The sequence below is a fragment of the Candidatus Accumulibacter contiguus genome (genome assembly GCF_036625285.1).
GTDB classification, from domain to species: Bacteria; Pseudomonadota; Gammaproteobacteria; order Burkholderiales; family Rhodocyclaceae; genus Accumulibacter; species Accumulibacter contiguus.
On the sequence record NZ_JAZKUC010000001.1, the window covers coordinates 1,313,289 to 1,329,638 of the forward strand.

Annotated in this window: 11 protein-coding genes and 5 pseudogenes; 6 read left to right on the forward strand and 10 right to left on the reverse strand. The window is 60.4% G+C overall.

Annotated elements, in window-relative coordinates; all coding sequences use genetic code 11:
* The first annotated feature begins 150 nt into the window (after positions 1-150).
* Positions 151-678, forward strand: a complete 528-nt coding sequence (gene paaI, locus V5B59_RS06375; protein ID WP_169069623.1) for a hydroxyphenylacetyl-CoA thioesterase PaaI — start codon at positions 151-153, stop codon at positions 676-678.
* A 26-nt stretch (positions 679-704) separates the two neighbouring features.
* Here the strand turns inward: paaI and V5B59_RS06380 are convergent, their stop codons facing one another.
* Positions 705-1,046, reverse strand: coding sequence for a hypothetical protein (locus V5B59_RS06380; protein ID WP_332351704.1), 342 nt, complete (start codon positions 1,044-1,046; stop codon positions 705-707).
* Positions 1,047-1,142: 96 nt separating this feature from the next.
* The gene (locus tag V5B59_RS06385; RefSeq protein WP_332351705.1) at positions 1,143-1,778 is read right to left on the reverse strand and encodes a hypothetical protein; all 636 of its coding nucleotides are present in this window, start codon (positions 1,776-1,778) and stop codon (positions 1,143-1,145) included.
* On the opposite strand from V5B59_RS06385, the gene V5B59_RS06390 reads away from it, so the two are divergent.
* Positions 1,777-1,971, forward strand: coding sequence for a hypothetical protein (locus tag V5B59_RS06390; RefSeq protein ID WP_332351706.1), 195 nt, complete (start codon positions 1,777-1,779; stop codon positions 1,969-1,971). The genes V5B59_RS06385 and V5B59_RS06390 overlap by 2 nt on opposite strands.
* Before the next feature lie 48 nt (positions 1,972-2,019).
* Here the strand turns inward: V5B59_RS06390 and V5B59_RS26115 are convergent.
* A pseudogene (locus tag V5B59_RS26115) lies at positions 2,020-2,106 on the reverse strand (hypothetical protein); the annotation flags it as partial.
* On the opposite strand from V5B59_RS26115, the gene V5B59_RS06395 reads away from it, so the two are divergent.
* Entirely contained in the window at positions 2,074-2,256 is a 183-nt protein-coding gene (locus tag V5B59_RS06395; RefSeq protein WP_332351707.1) for a hypothetical protein, read from the forward strand. The pseudogene V5B59_RS26115 and the gene V5B59_RS06395 overlap by 33 nt on opposite strands.
* 18 nt (positions 2,257-2,274) lie before the next feature.
* Here V5B59_RS06395 and V5B59_RS06400 read toward each other — a convergent pair whose 3' ends face one another.
* The 5 genes and pseudogenes from V5B59_RS06400 to V5B59_RS06425 all read right to left on the reverse strand — a co-directional run bounded on the left by V5B59_RS06400 (position 2,275) and on the right by V5B59_RS06425 (position 6,468).
* Positions 2,275-3,321 (reverse strand): poly(R)-hydroxyalkanoic acid synthase subunit PhaE, encoded by a 1,047-nt coding sequence (locus tag V5B59_RS06400; protein ID WP_332351708.1) that lies wholly within the window; start codon positions 3,319-3,321, stop codon positions 2,275-2,277.
* 221 nt (positions 3,322-3,542) lie between these two features.
* Positions 3,543-3,953 (reverse strand): annotated as a pseudogene (locus tag V5B59_RS06405) (MaoC/PaaZ C-terminal domain-containing protein); the annotation flags it as partial.
* A 10-nt stretch (positions 3,954-3,963) separates the two neighbouring features.
* Positions 3,964-4,404, reverse strand: a pseudogene (locus tag V5B59_RS26120) (MaoC family dehydratase N-terminal domain-containing protein).
* A gap of 57 nt (positions 4,405-4,461) precedes the next feature.
* Positions 4,462-5,642: pseudogene (locus tag V5B59_RS06420) on the reverse strand (acetyl-CoA C-acyltransferase).
* A gap of 61 nt (positions 5,643-5,703) precedes the next feature.
* Positions 5,704-6,468 (reverse strand): annotated as a pseudogene (locus tag V5B59_RS06425) (3-hydroxyacyl-CoA dehydrogenase).
* 445 nt (positions 6,469-6,913) lie between these two features.
* Here V5B59_RS06425 and V5B59_RS06430 point away from each other — a divergent pair.
* Entirely contained in the window at positions 6,914-8,929 is a 2,016-nt protein-coding gene (locus V5B59_RS06430) for a PHA/PHB synthase family protein (RefSeq protein ID WP_248594717.1), read from the forward strand.
* 3 nt (positions 8,930-8,932) lie between these two features.
* Here V5B59_RS06430 and V5B59_RS06435 read toward each other — a convergent pair whose 3' ends face one another.
* The gene (locus tag V5B59_RS06435; RefSeq protein WP_034912453.1) at positions 8,933-10,471 is read right to left on the reverse strand and encodes a class I adenylate-forming enzyme family protein; all 1,539 of its coding nucleotides are present in this window, start codon (positions 10,469-10,471) and stop codon (positions 8,933-8,935) included.
* Positions 10,472-11,075: 604 nt separating this feature from the next.
* On the opposite strand from V5B59_RS06435, the gene V5B59_RS06440 reads away from it, so the two are divergent.
* On the forward strand, positions 11,076-12,542 hold the full coding sequence (locus tag V5B59_RS06440) for a metal transporter (RefSeq protein ID WP_169069618.1): 1,467 nt from the start codon (positions 11,076-11,078) through the stop codon (positions 12,540-12,542).
* A gap of 235 nt (positions 12,543-12,777) precedes the next feature.
* Positions 12,778-13,554, forward strand: coding sequence for an enoyl-CoA hydratase (locus V5B59_RS06445; protein WP_034909634.1), 777 nt, complete (start codon positions 12,778-12,780; stop codon positions 13,552-13,554).
* Between the two features lie 47 nt (positions 13,555-13,601).
* Here V5B59_RS06445 and V5B59_RS06450 read toward each other — a convergent pair whose 3' ends face one another.
* On the reverse strand, positions 13,602-16,172 hold the full coding sequence (locus V5B59_RS06450; protein ID WP_169069617.1) for an extracellular catalytic domain type 1 short-chain-length polyhydroxyalkanoate depolymerase: 2,571 nt from the start codon (positions 16,170-16,172) through the stop codon (positions 13,602-13,604).
* Positions 16,173-16,350: the final 178 nt, after the last annotated feature.

Consider the following 16,350-nt stretch of genomic DNA (forward strand, 5'->3'; position numbering starts at 1 on the left):
GCGCAGGGTGGCAAGGTGCATGGCTTCCGGTCTCCAGTGATGCGGCGGCAATACCGCGGGGGATAGGAGCTAAACGTCCGATGGCCCGTTTCGTCCGACATCGGAAACCATGTATTTCTCCAGCCCAGTCTGTCTAGCGAAGGAAGTTTCATGCCCAGGAACACCCCCAGTGCCGCCGATTCGGAAGCTGCCACCCGACTCGCCGAACAGACCGCAGCGGCCATGTACAGCCGCGACGCGGCGAGCAAGCTGATTGGCCTGCAGATCATCTGCGTTCGCCCAGGATATTCGCGGCTGACGATGGTCGTTCGGCCGGATATGGTCAACGGCCACCATATCTGTCACGGCGGATATCTGTTCACCCTCGCCGACTCGGCTTTCGCCTATGCCTGCAACGCCTACAACCGGAATACCGTCGCCTCGGCGTGCCACATCGACTTTCTCACACCAGCAAGGGAAGGCGAACTTCTCGAAGCCGAGTGCGAGGAACGTTCTCGTTCCGGGCGTACCGGCGTCTACGACACCACCATCCGCAATCACAACGGCAGGATCGTCGCCCTCTTCCGCGGCAAATCGTACCGCATCGCCGGTGAAGTCATCGCCGGCCTCGAAGCGGAAGAAGCTCGCCCGGCCTCAGCCGGCGTACCGGCAAGCCGGGTCGAGGGCAACCCGCAGTGAGCCATCCAGGTGCATGTCTTTGGTTGTCAGAACAGGAAGCTCGTCAGCCATGCTCTGGCCAGACCGACGGCGCTGGCCCAGTCTTCCGGACTCATGAAATGGGGAGCACCCGCAATCTCCCGATAGCTCAGCCGATCCGGATGCTCGCGATAGCGAGGCAAGAGCCTGGCGTGCAGGGCCTGGGCGGCTGCCGGCGGAACGACCGTGTCGTTCTCGGCGGTGATCGAGAGAAGCGCAGTGGGGAAAAAACGGTCAAGGGCGAGATGAGGGCTGTCCGGGAGCAGCCATTCAGGCGAACCGAGGAGCGCAGCCGCCGCACCAATGCGCCGATCAGCAGTAACCGCTCCGTAAACGATGCAGCCACCCATCGAAACACCGGCAACGGCGACTCGCTAGTCACGAACTCACTTTCCAGGGCGCCTCCCATCAACTCGCGTCCAGACGGACGCGAGCTGCTACAGACTTCAGGCGCCGCGCTCGCGCATCCAACTGGCAACCTTCGGCGCCAGGACCTTTTGCGCCAGACCACCGGTGTAGATGCCGATGTGGCCGGTGGCAATGGCAAACTCGGTGTAGTCCTTGCTGCCGACATGCTTGCCGAGGGCAACGGTGCACGGCGGCGGCACGATGTGGTCCTTTTCGGCAAAGATGTTGAGGATCGGAATCGTGAGTTCCTTGAGGTCCACCTTGCGGCCGCCAACCTCGAGGGTACCCTTGACGAGTTTGTTTCCTTTCAGGAAGTCGCGGATGAACTCCTTGAACATCTGGCCGACGGCGTCGGGACCGCCAAACAGCCACTTCTCCATGCGCAGGAAGTTCTGCAGCGCCAGACGGTCGTCGAGAATATCGATCACGTCGGCGTACTTGCCGTAGTTCAGGATAAACGGCGAAGCCATCATGAACGACTCGTTGAGCACAGTGGCCGGCACGTTGCCATGCACGGCAACCATTTTCTCGACGTCGGCGTCGGCCCCCATGGTGAACATCAAGCCCTCGTGCGGCTTGTGATTCGCCTTGTAGGCGTCGAAATCGATCGGCGACACGGTCAGAACCAGGTGGCTGATCTTGTCCGGATTGAGCGTCGCGTAGGTGGTTGACATGGCGCCACCCTGGCAGATACCGAAGCAGGGCAATCTTGTCGACACCATGGTACTTGCGAATGAAATCCACCGTATCGTCGAAGTAGCCGTTGATGTAGTCGTCGAGAGTGCGGTACTTGTCTACCTGACGCGGATAACCCCAGTCGTTGAGGTAGACGTCGATCCCCTGGTTCAACAAATTACGGACCAGTGAACGATCGGGCTGCAGGTCGGCCACCTCGTAACCATTGATCAGCGGCGGCACGATCAGCAGCGGCGTCTTCATGATCTTCGACGGCTCGACCAGCGGATGGTAGTGGTAGACCTTGATGCCGTCCTGCTCAAAGATGACGTCCTTCGGCGTGCTGCCAATATCGATATCGTCGTCGGTCAGGTTGGTGAGATTGCTGATGCCCTTGGCGAGCTTCTCGTTCAGGGCTGCGGTTTCAGCCGCGAGGTCAGCGGGAAGAATCTGGATTGGGAAAGAAAACATGGGTAGCACCCTCCTAAAGGTCTATTAGCTTATCAGCCGATCAACAACATTCAGGCTTCTCGGCTCATTCGCTCTTGGCACGCGCTGCCGCCGGCCTTGCGAGGCAACGCTGCCCTTGGCTGCAACTTGTGCTGCCGGAAGCAGTGCCTTTTTGAGCGCTCGGACCTCCTTCTTGAGTTCGTGGATGACCTGGTAGGTTTCGTCCAGTTCGCTGCGAGTGGGCATGTCCAGACTGCGGAAGATGTCCTCGACGACCGCGCGTTGTGCCAGCTTGAATTGCTGCTGTGCCTTGGTAAACGCGTTCTGCTTGTCGAGGAACTCTTGCGTATTGAAGGTCACCAGCAACGACTTGTCGGCCGTGCGGTACCAGAGGCCCATCAGTTGGCGCACAGCGGTGATCTTTTCACCCTTGGCAGCCACCTTGCCGAGTTCTTCGACGGTCGCCTCGACGGCTCTGGCCAGCGCTTCGGCGAACGCCGTGTGGAAATTCAGACTGGTCTTGCGCAGATCGACGACCGCGTCGACCAACCGCAACAACTTGGCGTTCTTCTCACGCGAAGCGCCAAAGAGAGGAATTTGACCGACGCCCGCCAGCGCACTGGCATCGCCTTCCATCGACAGCAGGCGATTGATTCCGGCGGTACCGCCGAGCATCGCCTCGCCGACGTGCCCGGACGAAGCCGCCTGCATCAGGAACGACAACCAGGGACCCATGGCTTCGGGCAAATCCTTGCTCAGCGTTCCACTCAGATTACCGATGTGCGAACCCATGCCAAAACTGCGCTCGAGCATGGCCGTCGACTCCTTGGCCCACTGCTCGGCAAAACCCTTGAGGTCGGGGCGCCAGTCCTTGTTGGCCTCGAGATTGGGCGCCACGACTTTCATCGACTTGAAAAAGAAATCCATGACGCGGTTCATCGCGCCCTGGCTACCGGTCATGCGATCCATCAGCATGCGTGCGGCTTCGTTCGTACCTTTGGTGGCGGCTTCAACACCTTGCTTCACCGCCTCGACAGGGGCCTTCCTGCCGCCCGGGAGATTCTGCAGCAGCGAGGACCAGTCGCCCCACATGCGCTTCTGCACTCAGCCCAAGCGTTGACGACGCCGCCCAGTTGCTCATTCGGATTCTTGTTTTCCACTCCTGTGATCTCCTTTCAGTGTGTCGGACACGCCTACCGCCACGGTAGGCGGATGCCCTGCGGTAGACGGGGTGCACTCTACAACAAAACTGCGGCCGTCTGTCGACGGCCGCGAGGATGCAGCTTTACTGGCCTGCTGATGGTATCAGGCCATGCCACCACGGCATCTGCCTTGTGCTTTGCCTCACCCTGCTCGTTGGCACAGGTCAACTCGAGACGAACACATTTTTCCCCACCCTGCTCCAGCTTTTCGACCACCTTGCCGGTGCACACCATGCGCTCACCAATCTGGGTGATGGCCGTGAAAGCGCACCCCAAAACTGCGGATCGCTTCCTGCGGCACCCATTGCGTCAGCATGCGGCCCAGGTAGCCATGCCCAGCATGCCGTGCGCAAAGACATCAGGAATCCCTTTCGAGCGGACATAGTCCTGGTCGAGGTGCAGGGGATGGTGGTCGCCGGAACCCGTGGCATACAGGGCCAAGGTCAGACGCGACACCGGCTCGGTGGTCAACGAAGGAATCTCGTCGCCAACCTTGAGCGCATCATAATTCGGTGTTGTCATCGACTTTCCCCTATGCCCGAATAACCATCACGGAGTGCACATCGCACACCAGTTCGCCCTGCCGGCGCACCTTGACATCCTTGACGACGAACTGCAGCGCACCGTTCTTCTTGTCGTAGATGTCGGTGATCTCGCCATCGAAGTCAGCGTATCGCCGGAATAGACCGGCTTGTGATACACGAACGACTGTTCGCCGTGCAGCATCTTGCCGAGGTCGCAGCCCATGGTTTCGAGGTAATCGAAGGGATGTTCCTTGTCCATGTCCATGCAGAAGAAAGAAGGTCGGTGGCGCCAGCACGCCCGGCAGACCGGCCTTCTTCGCGGCCTCCTCGTCGAAGTAGATCGGGTTCGTTTCACCCGTCGCCTTGGCGAACCACTTCAATTGCCACGCCGTCAAATGGACGGAATGTGGCGGCACTTTCATGCCAATGTGTTTCTTGTCAATCAACATCCGATTCACTCCTCGACCACCCCGGAGACCGGGGTGGAAACGCCGTTGGCGACTTGATCAGAGAATTTCGATGGCAATCGCGGTGGCTTCGCCGCCGCCAGCGCAGAGGCCGGCGATGCCGCGCTTGAGGCCACGCGCCTTGAGTGCGTAGAGCAGCGTCACCAGAATCCGCGAACCCGTGGCGCCGATCGGATGCCCCAGCGCACAGGCGCCACCATTGACGTTGACCTTGTCGTGCGGCAGATCGAGATCACGCATCGACGCCATCGTCACCGCTGCGAAAGCCTCGTTGATTTCCCAGAGGTCAACGTCCGTCGGTCTGCCAGCCGACCTTCTTCAACAGTTTCTGGAAGGCAAACACCGGCGCGGTCGTAAACCAGGCCGGTTCATGGGCAAAAGTGGCATGGCCGACAATCCGCGCCACGGCGTGATGCCGGCGCTCTTGGCGTCGGATTCGCGCATCAGGACAAAGGCCGCAGCACCGTCGGAAATCGACGACGAGTTCGCCGGCGTCACCGCCCCATCCTTCTTGAAGGCCGGCTTGAGTTTGGCGATCTTCGAAACGTCGCATTTCATCGGCGTCTCGTCGAGGGCAATCACTTCCTCACCCTTGCGGCTGGTAACGGTGACCGGCGCGATCTCGGCCTGAAGACACCGGAGGTGACTGCGTTCTGTGCACGCGTCACCGATTCGATGGCGAAGGCATCCATCGCTTCGCGCGAAAAGCTGTACTTGTCTACGCACAGTTCGGCGAAAGCGCCCATCAGCTTGCCTTGCTCATAGGCATCCTCAAGGCCGTCGAGGAACATGTGGTCATGCAGCACCCCATTGCCCAGCCGGTAACCCGTGCGGGCGGTGGTCAGTACGTGCGGCGCATTGGTCATCGACTCCATGCCACCGGCCACGGCGATGTTGATCGAACCGGCCAGCAGTTCGTCGTGCGCGATCATGACCGATTTCTGGGCAGAACTGCACATCTTGGTCAAGGTGGTGCACGGCACCGACTTCGGCAGACCGGCGCCCAGGACCGCCTGGCGTGCGGGCGCCTGACGCAAGCCGGCCATCAGGCAGCAGCCCATCAACGCCTCATCGATATCCTCGCCCTTGACGCCCGCCTGCTCGACCGCGGCCTTGATCGCGACGCTGGCCGAGTTGCGGCGCCGTCAACCCGCAAACTGACCCTGGAAGGCGCCCACTGGCGTGCGCTTGGCGCCTACGATGACAACTGATTCACTCATAAAACACTCCTTGATTACAACGGACTCTTGCCCGATTGAAATTAATGCTGCAGGTCAGAACTTACTTCCCTGGCATCCGGATGGCACCGTCGAGACGGATGACTTCACCGTTCAGATAGTGTTCTCGCAGATGTGCCGGACCAGCGCCGCGTACTCGGCAGGATAGCCCAGGCGCGACGGGAACGGCACCATCTTGCTCAGCGTATCCTGAACGGGTTGTGGCAGGCCCTTCATCATCGGCGTCCCGAAATACCCGGGGCGATCGTCACGACGCGGATGCCATGCGCTGCGAGCTCGCGCGCGACCGGCAGCGTCAGGCCAACGACAGCCGCCTTCGAAGAGGCATAGGCGGCCTGGCCAATCTGACCGTCGTAAGCGGCGATCGACGCGGTGTTGACGATCACGCCACGCTCACCGCCCTCGTTCGGCTCGTTCTTGCTCATCGCCTCGGCAGCCAGACGAATCATGTTGAAGGTGCCGATCAGATTGATGCTGACGACGCGCGCGAAGGTCGCCAGGTCATGCGGGCCATCGCGGCCAAGCACCTTCTTGGGTGGTGCGACACCGGCACAGTTGACCAGTCCGTGCAGCGCGCCGAATTCCTTGACGGCCATTTCGATGGCGGCGCGTGCGCTCGCCTCATCGGTCACGTCGGTCTTGGCAAAGCGCGCGTTGGCCCCCAGTTGCGCGGCCTGCGCCTCGCCGGCAGCAGCGTCGATATCGACAATCACCACTTTGCACCAGCATTGACCAGGCCGCTCGCCGTTTCCGCTCCGAGTCCGGAGCCTGCACCCGTTACCACAAACACACTGCCATTGATTTGCATTTTAACCCCCAAAAAAATATCGCGACATCACGCAATGCCGCGCTCCTGGCCTGTGCCGACGGCGATTCATGAACGAGCGTCGTCACAGTAAAAACAGAACCTCCTGGCACATCGAGAACTCCTCTTGATGATGCGAGTGCCTGAGCCAAAAAGACTGCTTGGCAACAACCCGTACAGCGAACCGTTGCGCTCAACAAGTTCCCTTGTGTCTGGCGCATTTACGCCTGGCCGGTAACGGCGGCGAGCAACCTCGCCATTGTCGAATGCAGACCGCTGCCGAGTCAAGCACCAGACGCAGTCCGGCAACGAGGGCCACGCCATTCCCATGCTGCAGTCGGTCGCTAAGTGCCAGGGCCGCGTCCGCGCGATGCTTTAGCATGCTGGTCACTTGGGCGCTATGGTGCCCTGATCTGACGATTGTTTCAGCACTCAACGGAGAATACTCATGGTCGAAACGCTTAACGAATCTCAGGAGCCTGCTGCGGCAACCGCGGCGGTCACCCCACCTGAAGCGAGCGGTGCAGCAAAGCCGCCCGCCAAGCCCCGCATCGCACGTCGGAAGAAACCCGCAGCAAAGCCGCCCGCCCTGCCACCGGTTGCTGATGCCTCAACAACCGCAGCGCCTGACACCACAACGGCCATGCCTCTGGCTGCCGTTACGGCAGCCACGCCGGCGACCGTCGATCCGCAGCCGCGAATGGAGTTCTCTCGCCGCCTGGGAGATCGCCATTTGCTGGATTCCGACGCACTGGAAAACATTGACCGGATGACCAATGTGGCGCTCGGTCAGTTGAGTGGCGGAATTTCACCAGCATCGCTGGCGATGGCTTATCTCGACTGGACGGTGCATCTGGCGGCATCGCCCGGCAAGCAGTTTCAACTGGCAGCCAAGGCGACCCGCAAGGCGATGCGCCTGGGCGCCTATGCCCTGTCTTCGGCAATCACGGGTAACGCCGAGCCGACCATCAAGCCACTGCCCGGCGACCATCGCTTCGATCATCCGGGCTGGCAACGTTTTCCCTACAACGTGATCTACCAGGGCTTCCTGCTCAATCAACAATGGTGGCACAACGCGACCACCGGCATTCGCGGCGTTTCCAAGCATGGCGAAGCCGCAGTCTGGTTCACCGCCAAACAGATCCTCGACATGACGGCACCATGCAATATGCCGCTCCTGAACCCTGAAATCGTTGAAACCACGATCAACGAGCGAGGCGCCAATCTGTCACGGGGTGCCCAGTTCTATGGTGAGGACATGCGCCGCTCGCTGCGTGACGAAAAACCGGCCGGAGTCGAGGCGTTCAAGGTAGGAGAAAATCTCGCCATCACGCCGGGCAAGGTGGTTTATCGCAATCTGCTGATGGAGCTGATTCAATACTCGCCGACCACGGATACCGTCCAGCGCGAACCCGTCCTGATGCAGTCGGCATGGATGATGAAATACTACATCCTCGACCTGTCGCCGCACAATTCGCTGGTCAAGTACCTGGTGGATCAAGGCCATACGGTGTTCATGATCTCGTGGCTCAACCCCGGCGCGGAACACCGCAATCTCGGCATGGAAGATTACCGCAAGCTGGGAACACTGGCCGCCATCAACGCCATTTCGGACATCCTGCCGGGGCGCAAGATCCACACCGTCGGTTACTGCCTGGGCGGCATTCTGCTGACCATTGTCGCCGCTGCGATGGCTCGCGACGGGGATGACCGGCTGGCCAGCGTCACCTTGTTCACCACCATGACCGACTTTACCGACGTCGGTGAAATCAACGTCTTCATGGATGCCAGCGAAGTGACCCTGCTCGAGGACATGATGTGGCAGAAAGGTTATCTGGGACACAAGCAGGTCTCCGGTGGCTTCCAGATGCTCAAGTCCGCCGATCTGATCTGGTCGAAGATGGTGCGCGAGTACTATCTTGGGCAACGCGAACCGATGTTCGACCTGATGGCCTGGAATGCCGATGGCACGCGCATGCCGTATCGCCAGCACTCCGAGGTTCTGCGCCGGCTGTACGTGGACAACGAACTGTTCCAGGGCAAATACCTGGTCGACGGGCGCGCCATCTCGATCAGCAACATCCATGTGCCGATGTTTGCCGTTGCTGCCGGGGCCGACCACGTCGCGCCGTGGCACTCGGTATACAAGCTGCACCTGCAAAGCGATGCGACCGAGCTGACTTTCGTCCTCACCAGTGGTGGCCATAACGTGGGCATCGTCAATGAGCCGGGGCGTCCGCGCCGCTCCTTCCAGCTCAGCGTTTGCCGGGAAGGTGAACGCTTCCTGGATGCCGAGACCTGGAAGGCAAAGACGCCGGTGTATCAGGGGTCGTGGTGGCCGGTGTGGCAACAATGGCTGCAGCGGCATTCCTCCGGCAATGAAGCCGCACCACCGATGGGAGCGCCCGACAAAGGCTATGTTCCGCTCTGCGACGCACCGGGAACCTACATCTATCAGGTTTGAGGATCAGCAACTTTCGCAATTCCCTGCCTGATAGTTGTCCCGCATCGTACGTTTCAAGGTCTTGCCTGCCGCGTTGCGTGGAAATTCGTCCATGATCTTCAACGCGTGCAGGCGCTGGTAACGGGCGTCGACACGCGCGTTGATCCAGTCACGCAGTTCGCAGGCGCCAACCGTCGCCCCGTCGTGGAGCAACACCGCAGCAACCGGCGTCTCGCCCCATTTTTCATGCGTCACGCCGAATACCGCCACCTCCCTGACATCCGGATGACGCGCAGCGACTTCTTCGATGTCCCTCGGGTAGATCTTGACGCCGCCGCTGTCGATCATGTCTTTCTTGCGGTCCACCAGATAGAGGTAGCCCTCGCCGTCGGTATAGCCCAGATCGCCGGTAAACAACCAGCCGTCGCGGATCGCCTGCGCAGTCAGGTCGGGGCGGTCGTAATAGCCCGACATCAGCGATGGTCCACGACCGACGATCTCGCCGACTTCTCCGGGCGGCGCGTCGCTGCCGTCTTCCCGGACGATGCGCAACTCGTAAAAACACGGCGGAGAGCCGACCGAACCGGCCTTGCGCAGCGACTGCGTCTTGTCGAGAATGGTCCAGAAACCTTCAGTCAGTCCGTAGAGTTCGTAGAAGCGGTCAGGCAACAGGCGATTGAGCAGATCCTTCTGTTCCTGATACAGCGGCGCACCCAGCGAAAGGATCATTTGCAGTGAAGAGAGCCGTTCGGCAGAGAAATTCGGCGAGTTGAGCACGGCAATGATCTGCGCCGGCACCATCATGGTATGCGTGACGCGCTCGCGAGCGATGATTTCGATCGCTTCTTCCGGATCGAACTGGCGCTGCAGGACGTAACGTGCGCCCAGATAGAAGCAAGGCATCATGGTCACGAAGGCGCCATTGAAGACGATGGCACCAGTATGCAGTACCACCGATTCGGGGCTCATTCGCCATGCCGAGGCGAACAAGGTGCAATACATCGAGCGCACGAAATGCGTGTGCATGATTCCTTTCGGGAGACCAGTCGTGCCGCTGGTGTACATCACATTGAACAGGTCATCCTGAGCGATCGATACCGGTTCCAAACGTCCATCCGGAGAGTTCCCGAACGGGGCCGTATAATCCGCGTAGTCGGCCCATGGGCCGTCGATCATCAGCACGTGCGCAGCCGTCAGCCCTGGCAACTCGTCGCGAATCTGATCAACCATCGGCGCCATCGAGCGCTGCGTGATCAGACATACGGCACCTGAATCACGCAGCAGGCTGGCCAGACCAGAAGCCATCAAGAGCGGACTCAGGGGTACCAGCACTGCACCGATCGACGGCACCGCCCAGTAGATTTCGAGCAGTTCCCGACAGTTGCTCAGGACCGTCGCCACCCGCTCACCTTTTTGCACCCCGAGCGATTGCAGCAAGCGGGCGCAACGGTTGACGCGCGCGTCAAACTCGCACCAGGTCAGACGTTCCTGCTCAAAAACGACGGCGACCTGATCCGGTCGGAACGTCGAGTGATGTTTGATCAAGCTTGCAAGTTGCAGCATTTCCCTTCCCTCCAAGAAACCGCGCCATGCGTGGCCAATCGCGGCAACCCGCCCGGTTCAGTACATTCCTGACTCGTCGAGAGCGAAACCGCCCCCCTCAGCCTGGCTGGCCCGCACCCGAGCGTTCTTCGCCGCCACGCTATCGCAGCGCAACAAAACGTTACTATACAACTCAACTTCGCCCGCCAGTGTAAAGCCCTGCGCAAACCCTGGCGCGGCTCGACGAATAGCGGCAACAAGCCCTCCGGAAAGCCATTTAACTGACGATTCGTGGCGCTTGCAGCCGCCTGGAAAATAATCCTTTCGAGAACTGTCAAGCGGGGTGAACAATTCCCGTACAGAGGAGTAGAATGCATTGTGCGGTGCGGAAAAGTGCTCGCTTGCAGCCGTCGTTCGGGCGCCAGCATGCATACCACCAGGTACGGCTGCTAGCGTTTGCTGTGCGAGTTGGCGAGCTTCTGAACTGCGCCAAGTGCGATGGCTGTTCGCATCGTTTTTCGGGAAGGAATCACCGGTGTCCGTTCTTGCGGCGGAGCCAAGGTAATCGTGGGTCGCCGACTGCGGTCTGGCCCGTTTTGACTGACGTTAATTTGGAGGTTGGAAAATGAATGCTCTGCTAAGGGAAATGCCTGATTTCACCACGAGTTGGTGGAGGTATACGCTGGCCATGATGCGCGCCACGAATCGCGAAGTCAGCGAGTTTAATGACAATCTCTTCATTGCCGCTCACATCGCCATGACCGCGGCCCGTGACAACCCGCTGAGCATGATGGAGACCTTCGAGATCCTCGAACACAACGTTGCCATGGGGCGCAAGGGTCTGGCCGGGATGCAGGCAAAGATGGCCGACTACTCTTTCGACCAGATCGAAGAAGGGACGCGCGCTTTCCTGAACACCATCCTCAATTCGGAAGGCGAAAAGCTGGGCGGCTACATGCGCCGCGAAGCCGAAATCATGGAGGCAGTCTCCAACTTCAATGAGCAGATCGAAGCCATCGCCGATGAATTCGGCTTCCATTTCAACACGGCGAATTACAAGCTGGTCCATGAAACGGACGCCTTCGAGCTCTATCAGGTATTGCCGCTGAAGGCGGGCGTTGAAGTTCGCAAGGATCTCAAACCAGTCATTCTCGTGCCACCGTACATGCTGGGGGTACACATCCTGGCGTTCCTGCCCTTCGAGAACAAGAGTTACAGCCACTCGTTCGCCAACGAGGGTATCCCGACCTATGTCCGTGTCGTCAAGGACATCATGAACAATCCGAAGGTCCAGACGCTCACGCCAGACCAGGACTGCGAACAGACGCGCGAGCTCTGCGCCAAGGTCATGGAACTCAACAGCGGCAAGAAAGTCACCCTCAACGGCACCTGCCAAGGCGGTTACATCTCCCTGATGAACATTCTGTCGGGTAAACTGAAAGATGTCTGCGACGCCTTGATCACCAACGTGACCCCGGTTGACGGCACCTATAGTGATGCCATCAGCGGCATGCCGACGATGCACCACGACTTCATCACCACGACCTTGCCGAGCGGCAACAAGGTCGCCAATGGCTACCTGTTGAGCCTGGGAATGCGCTTTGTCGCCATCGACCGGGAAACCCCGCTGGTCAAGGTGCTCGATCAGGTTTCACTGCACCGCGCCACCGACCTCAACCCCGGCAAGACACCGGCTGCCCTCTTCCGCTGGCTGCTCAAGGAACGTGTACACCTGCCGCTGGCGATCGCCAACATGAGTTCGCACACCTTCCAGGATCCGATTGCCGATGACGGTACGCTGCCCGTACAACTCTTTGGTCAGCCGCTGAATATCAAGAATCTGATCGATCTCAATGTGCCCTGGTATCAGAATTATGCGATCAAGGACGACCTGGTCACGCCACCGTGTGCCACCGCCGGCAACAAGTTCCTGGAAGGCTGGAATGGCCTGGAGTCGGTCGCTTTCTTTGGTGGTCACGTGGCCATCCTGACCAGTCCTCATGGCAAGAAAGCACCGGTCACCGGCACCTTCAAGGACGCCAACGGCAAGGATTCCCGCGGTCCGGTGAAATTCCAGCTGGACATCTCCTGATACCGCATCGTAGCTGACAGCAAGCAGCGCCGCAGCCTGAACATCCAATCGTTCAGGCCGGCGGCAGCATCTGTAACGAATGACGGCGCCAAACAAGGCGTCGTCAGCGTTAAGTGTCCGTGATTCCGGTTTTCCCCAACCCCGAGACGCAAGTCCCGACCCAGAGTACCAGGGAGAACCTGCGCCTCGTCACAGGTTCTCGAATCCATCCCTATTGAGCCCGGAGATTTTCTTTATGACCTACGTCAACATTACCGCCGAAGTGCGCGGAAAAGTCGGCCTGATCACACTCAACCGCCCGAAGCAACTGAATGCCCTGAACGATGACTTGATGGACGAACTCGGCAATGCGCTCAGCAGCTTCGAGGCCGACGAGAACATCGGGGCGATTGTCATCACTGGCTCGGACAAGGCCTTCGCTGCCGGTGCCGACATCACCGTGATGCAGTCGCTCTCGTTCATGGAGGCGTACAAGGGGGACTTCATCACGCGCAACTGGGATACCCTCAAGAGCTGCCGCAAGCCGGTCATCGCCGCCGTCGCCGGCTATGCCCTGGGCGGCGGTTGCGAATTGGCGATGATGTGCGACATCATCCTGGCAGCCGACACCGCTCAGTTCGGCCAGCCCGAAGTCCGCCTCGGGATCCTTCCTGGAGCGGGTGGCACGCAGCGCCTGCCGCGCGCGATTTCCAAGGCCAAGGCGATGGAATTGTGCCTGACCGCGCGCACCATCGACGCCGTGGAGGCTGAACGCGCCGGGCTGGTTTCGCGTGTCGTCCCGGCCGACAAGCTCCTCGATGAGGCGATGTCGGCTGCCACCAGGATCGCCGGTTTCTCGTTGCCGGTGGTGATGATGATCAAGGAATGCATCAATCGCTCCTATGAAAGCTCGCTGTCCGAGGGCCTGCTCTTCGAACGCCGCACTTTCCATTCGGCTTTTGCCCTCGACGATCAAAAAGAAGGCATGGCGGCTTTCGTCGAGAAACGCAAGGCTTCCTTCACCAATCGTTGACCTATGGCGCAACGGCCCCGCCCGAGCATCCCGTGCGGGGCCTGCGCTCAACAGTGGGCCAGATCGACGGCATTGTGAATCGTGATCTGGTCCACCCAGGCCTTGGCGTAAACCGTGCTGTAGATGTTCGAACAGGCAGCGACTTCGAGGGTCAGCGTGACCGTACGGTTGGCAAAGCGTGCCAGGTCGATCGCCGCCTGGCGCAGCCATTCGGTTTCCTGGTGGACCATGCCGATGGCAGTCACCTCGTCAACCACCTGGCCATCAATCAGGACACGGAAACTCGCACTGGTGTAATCGTTGACCCCGGCACTGAGATCCAGCCGCCGTACGTAGCTGAGTTCAGGCTGCGAACCCAGTTTGATCCGCCGAGAAATCGACTGTGCCCGTGCGCCAAGGGCACCGCGGTCGCCTGACGAGGCGTGGCCGTAGAGCATCGATCCACCCCGGAAGGCTCGCGGGTCGTCAAGCAGCAATTCCCATCCCGACCCTTCCCAGCCGGACGTTTTCAGATTCGCTTCGGGAGCTGCCGAAGCCGACCGCTGCGAGATGCCCTTCAATACACCGGCAGCCTCCAGCGCCGTCGAAATGATTCCCGGAACGTCGATGCCAAGCGGCGCCTTGCTGTCCGGTCGGCGACTGCTGGTACCCGGTTTGAGCAGGCCCGCTGCTTCCAGAGAGGCCGAAATGATGCCATGCACGTCGAGGCCGAATGGCCGGCCGGTTCCGGAACGCTGCTCCTGCGCACCGGATGCGTAGTCCTCCGGCCCGCTTTTTTGCGTGGCGTCTTCTTTGCAGGTACGCTGACCAAAGTCGATCGTGCTGGCACTCCCGGCAGTCGACGCACGGGCAGATCGCCCTGCTTCCTGCCCAGCCGTGGCCGGGTCACGCGCACTGGCCGGGCGCTCGGCAAGGAGTCCCCAGAAGTCGGCAATCCGGTGCGTCGAAGAAATTCCGACGGCGTTGAAGAACGGGGCTGCCGTGCCGCACTGATGGGGTTCGGCGCCCGGATCCAGAGCAGCACCGTGTGACATGCCGGTGACCGTATAGGACTCGATCAGTTCGTCGCCGCCGGGTCCCTGCCAGACTCGACGCGGATAGCCATCGACCGTCATCTGGATCGTCGGCTGCAGGTCGAGGCCATGGATGTCCGCCCATTGCTTGATGGTTTCTTCGGCGTTGACCGGCTTGACGGCGGTGTCGGCATCGCCATGCCAGACCGATACCCTGGGCCATGGCCCCTGGTGCGGCGATGCTGCCCGCACCAGTTCGCCCCACTCCCTGGACGAACGCGAGCGCCCCTGGAAGATGCTTTCGAGACCCTCTTGCAAACCCTTGGCCGTACGGTAGGGCACGCCGGCAATCACCGCACCGCCTGCGAAAACCTCCGGATAGGTCGCCAGCATCACATTGGTCATCGCCCCGCCAGACGAGGTGCCGGTGACGTAGACCCGGCGACGATCCAGGCCGTGATCACTGAGCATCCGGTCGACCATCTGTTTGATCGACAGTGGTTCACCCTTTTCGCGGTCATTGTCTTCCGGTTTGAACCAGTTGAAACAACGCAAGGGATTATTGTTCCAGTGCTGCTGCGGGAACAACACCGCAAAGCCGTAGCGATCGGCCAGTGTCGACCAGCCGCTCCCCTTGTTGTACGAAGCCGCGCTTTGCGTGCAGCCATGCAGCACGACCACCAGCGGGGCATTCGCCGGCAAGCGATCGGGGACATAGCGGTACATCCGCAATTCGCCGGGATTCGACCCGAATGCAGTGACTTCGAGCAAGCGGTTCTCTTGCGCGTCCACCTGCTCCGACCAGGCTTGCACCGCGGTCAGCGCCGACAGGAGTTTCTCCCAGCGACTTCCATGCGGCGTCTTCGCCGCGAGTTCTGCCATCTTCTTGATGGCGGCCACTTTATGGCCCAGTTTGTTCAACATTGGCGTACTCCTGTCATCGGACAAGGTGGTCAACAGACCGATCTCGAGCAATTTCCGGACCGGCAAGAAAACGGTGTGAAGGAGGCCCGGATCGACCACTCCACCACGTTGGGGATCAAGCCAGGCCGGCGGAGCAGCGTCCGGGGCCAGGCCATAGGTATGACTGATCACGGCGCGCCGGCCTTGCCAGCAAGCACTGAATTGCAGCGAGGCGACCGGGCAGCCGCGGTTGATCGAGACGCCGAACAGTTCGCTGGCAACGATTGGTCGCGTCTCCTCGGCACAAGCCAGTTCCAGCAGGCCGGCCAGCGCCTCACCGAAGGGCAGCCCATCCAGGCGGATCGAGAATTCGGGACGCTTCTCGGCGTTTTCATCGACCCTCGCCGGACCGAAGAGCACTCGCGGCGCGTTGCCACCCGCTGCTACCGCGTTCGGCCGCAGATCGGCATAACAACGAATGGCCTCGAGGGTCTGCGACTGTTGTGGTGCAGCCATCGCCCCGATCAGCAGATGGGCGGCGTACAGCGGACTCGCCGGCGGCGAGCCGCGCCCTCGCGGTCCAGGAGCGACCAGCCCGCCGGTGACCATCAGCGTAACGCGGAAGCGCAGGTCGCGCCGCGACTCGCCGAGAATGTCGGCGAGCCGCTCGCTGAATTCATAACGTGCCAGTCCATTTACCATGTAACAACGATAACACGCCTCCTGCAGAATTGCACGTAATTATTTAGTAAGTGACGATAAATAATTTTCGGCCGGATTCCTTTCGCTGCCGGAGCGGCCAAAAAGACCGACGGCAAGTTAGTCGGACCTCGCCACCTCCGGTTCCATGCAGTCACCCGGAAGGCGGGATTATTGTAAG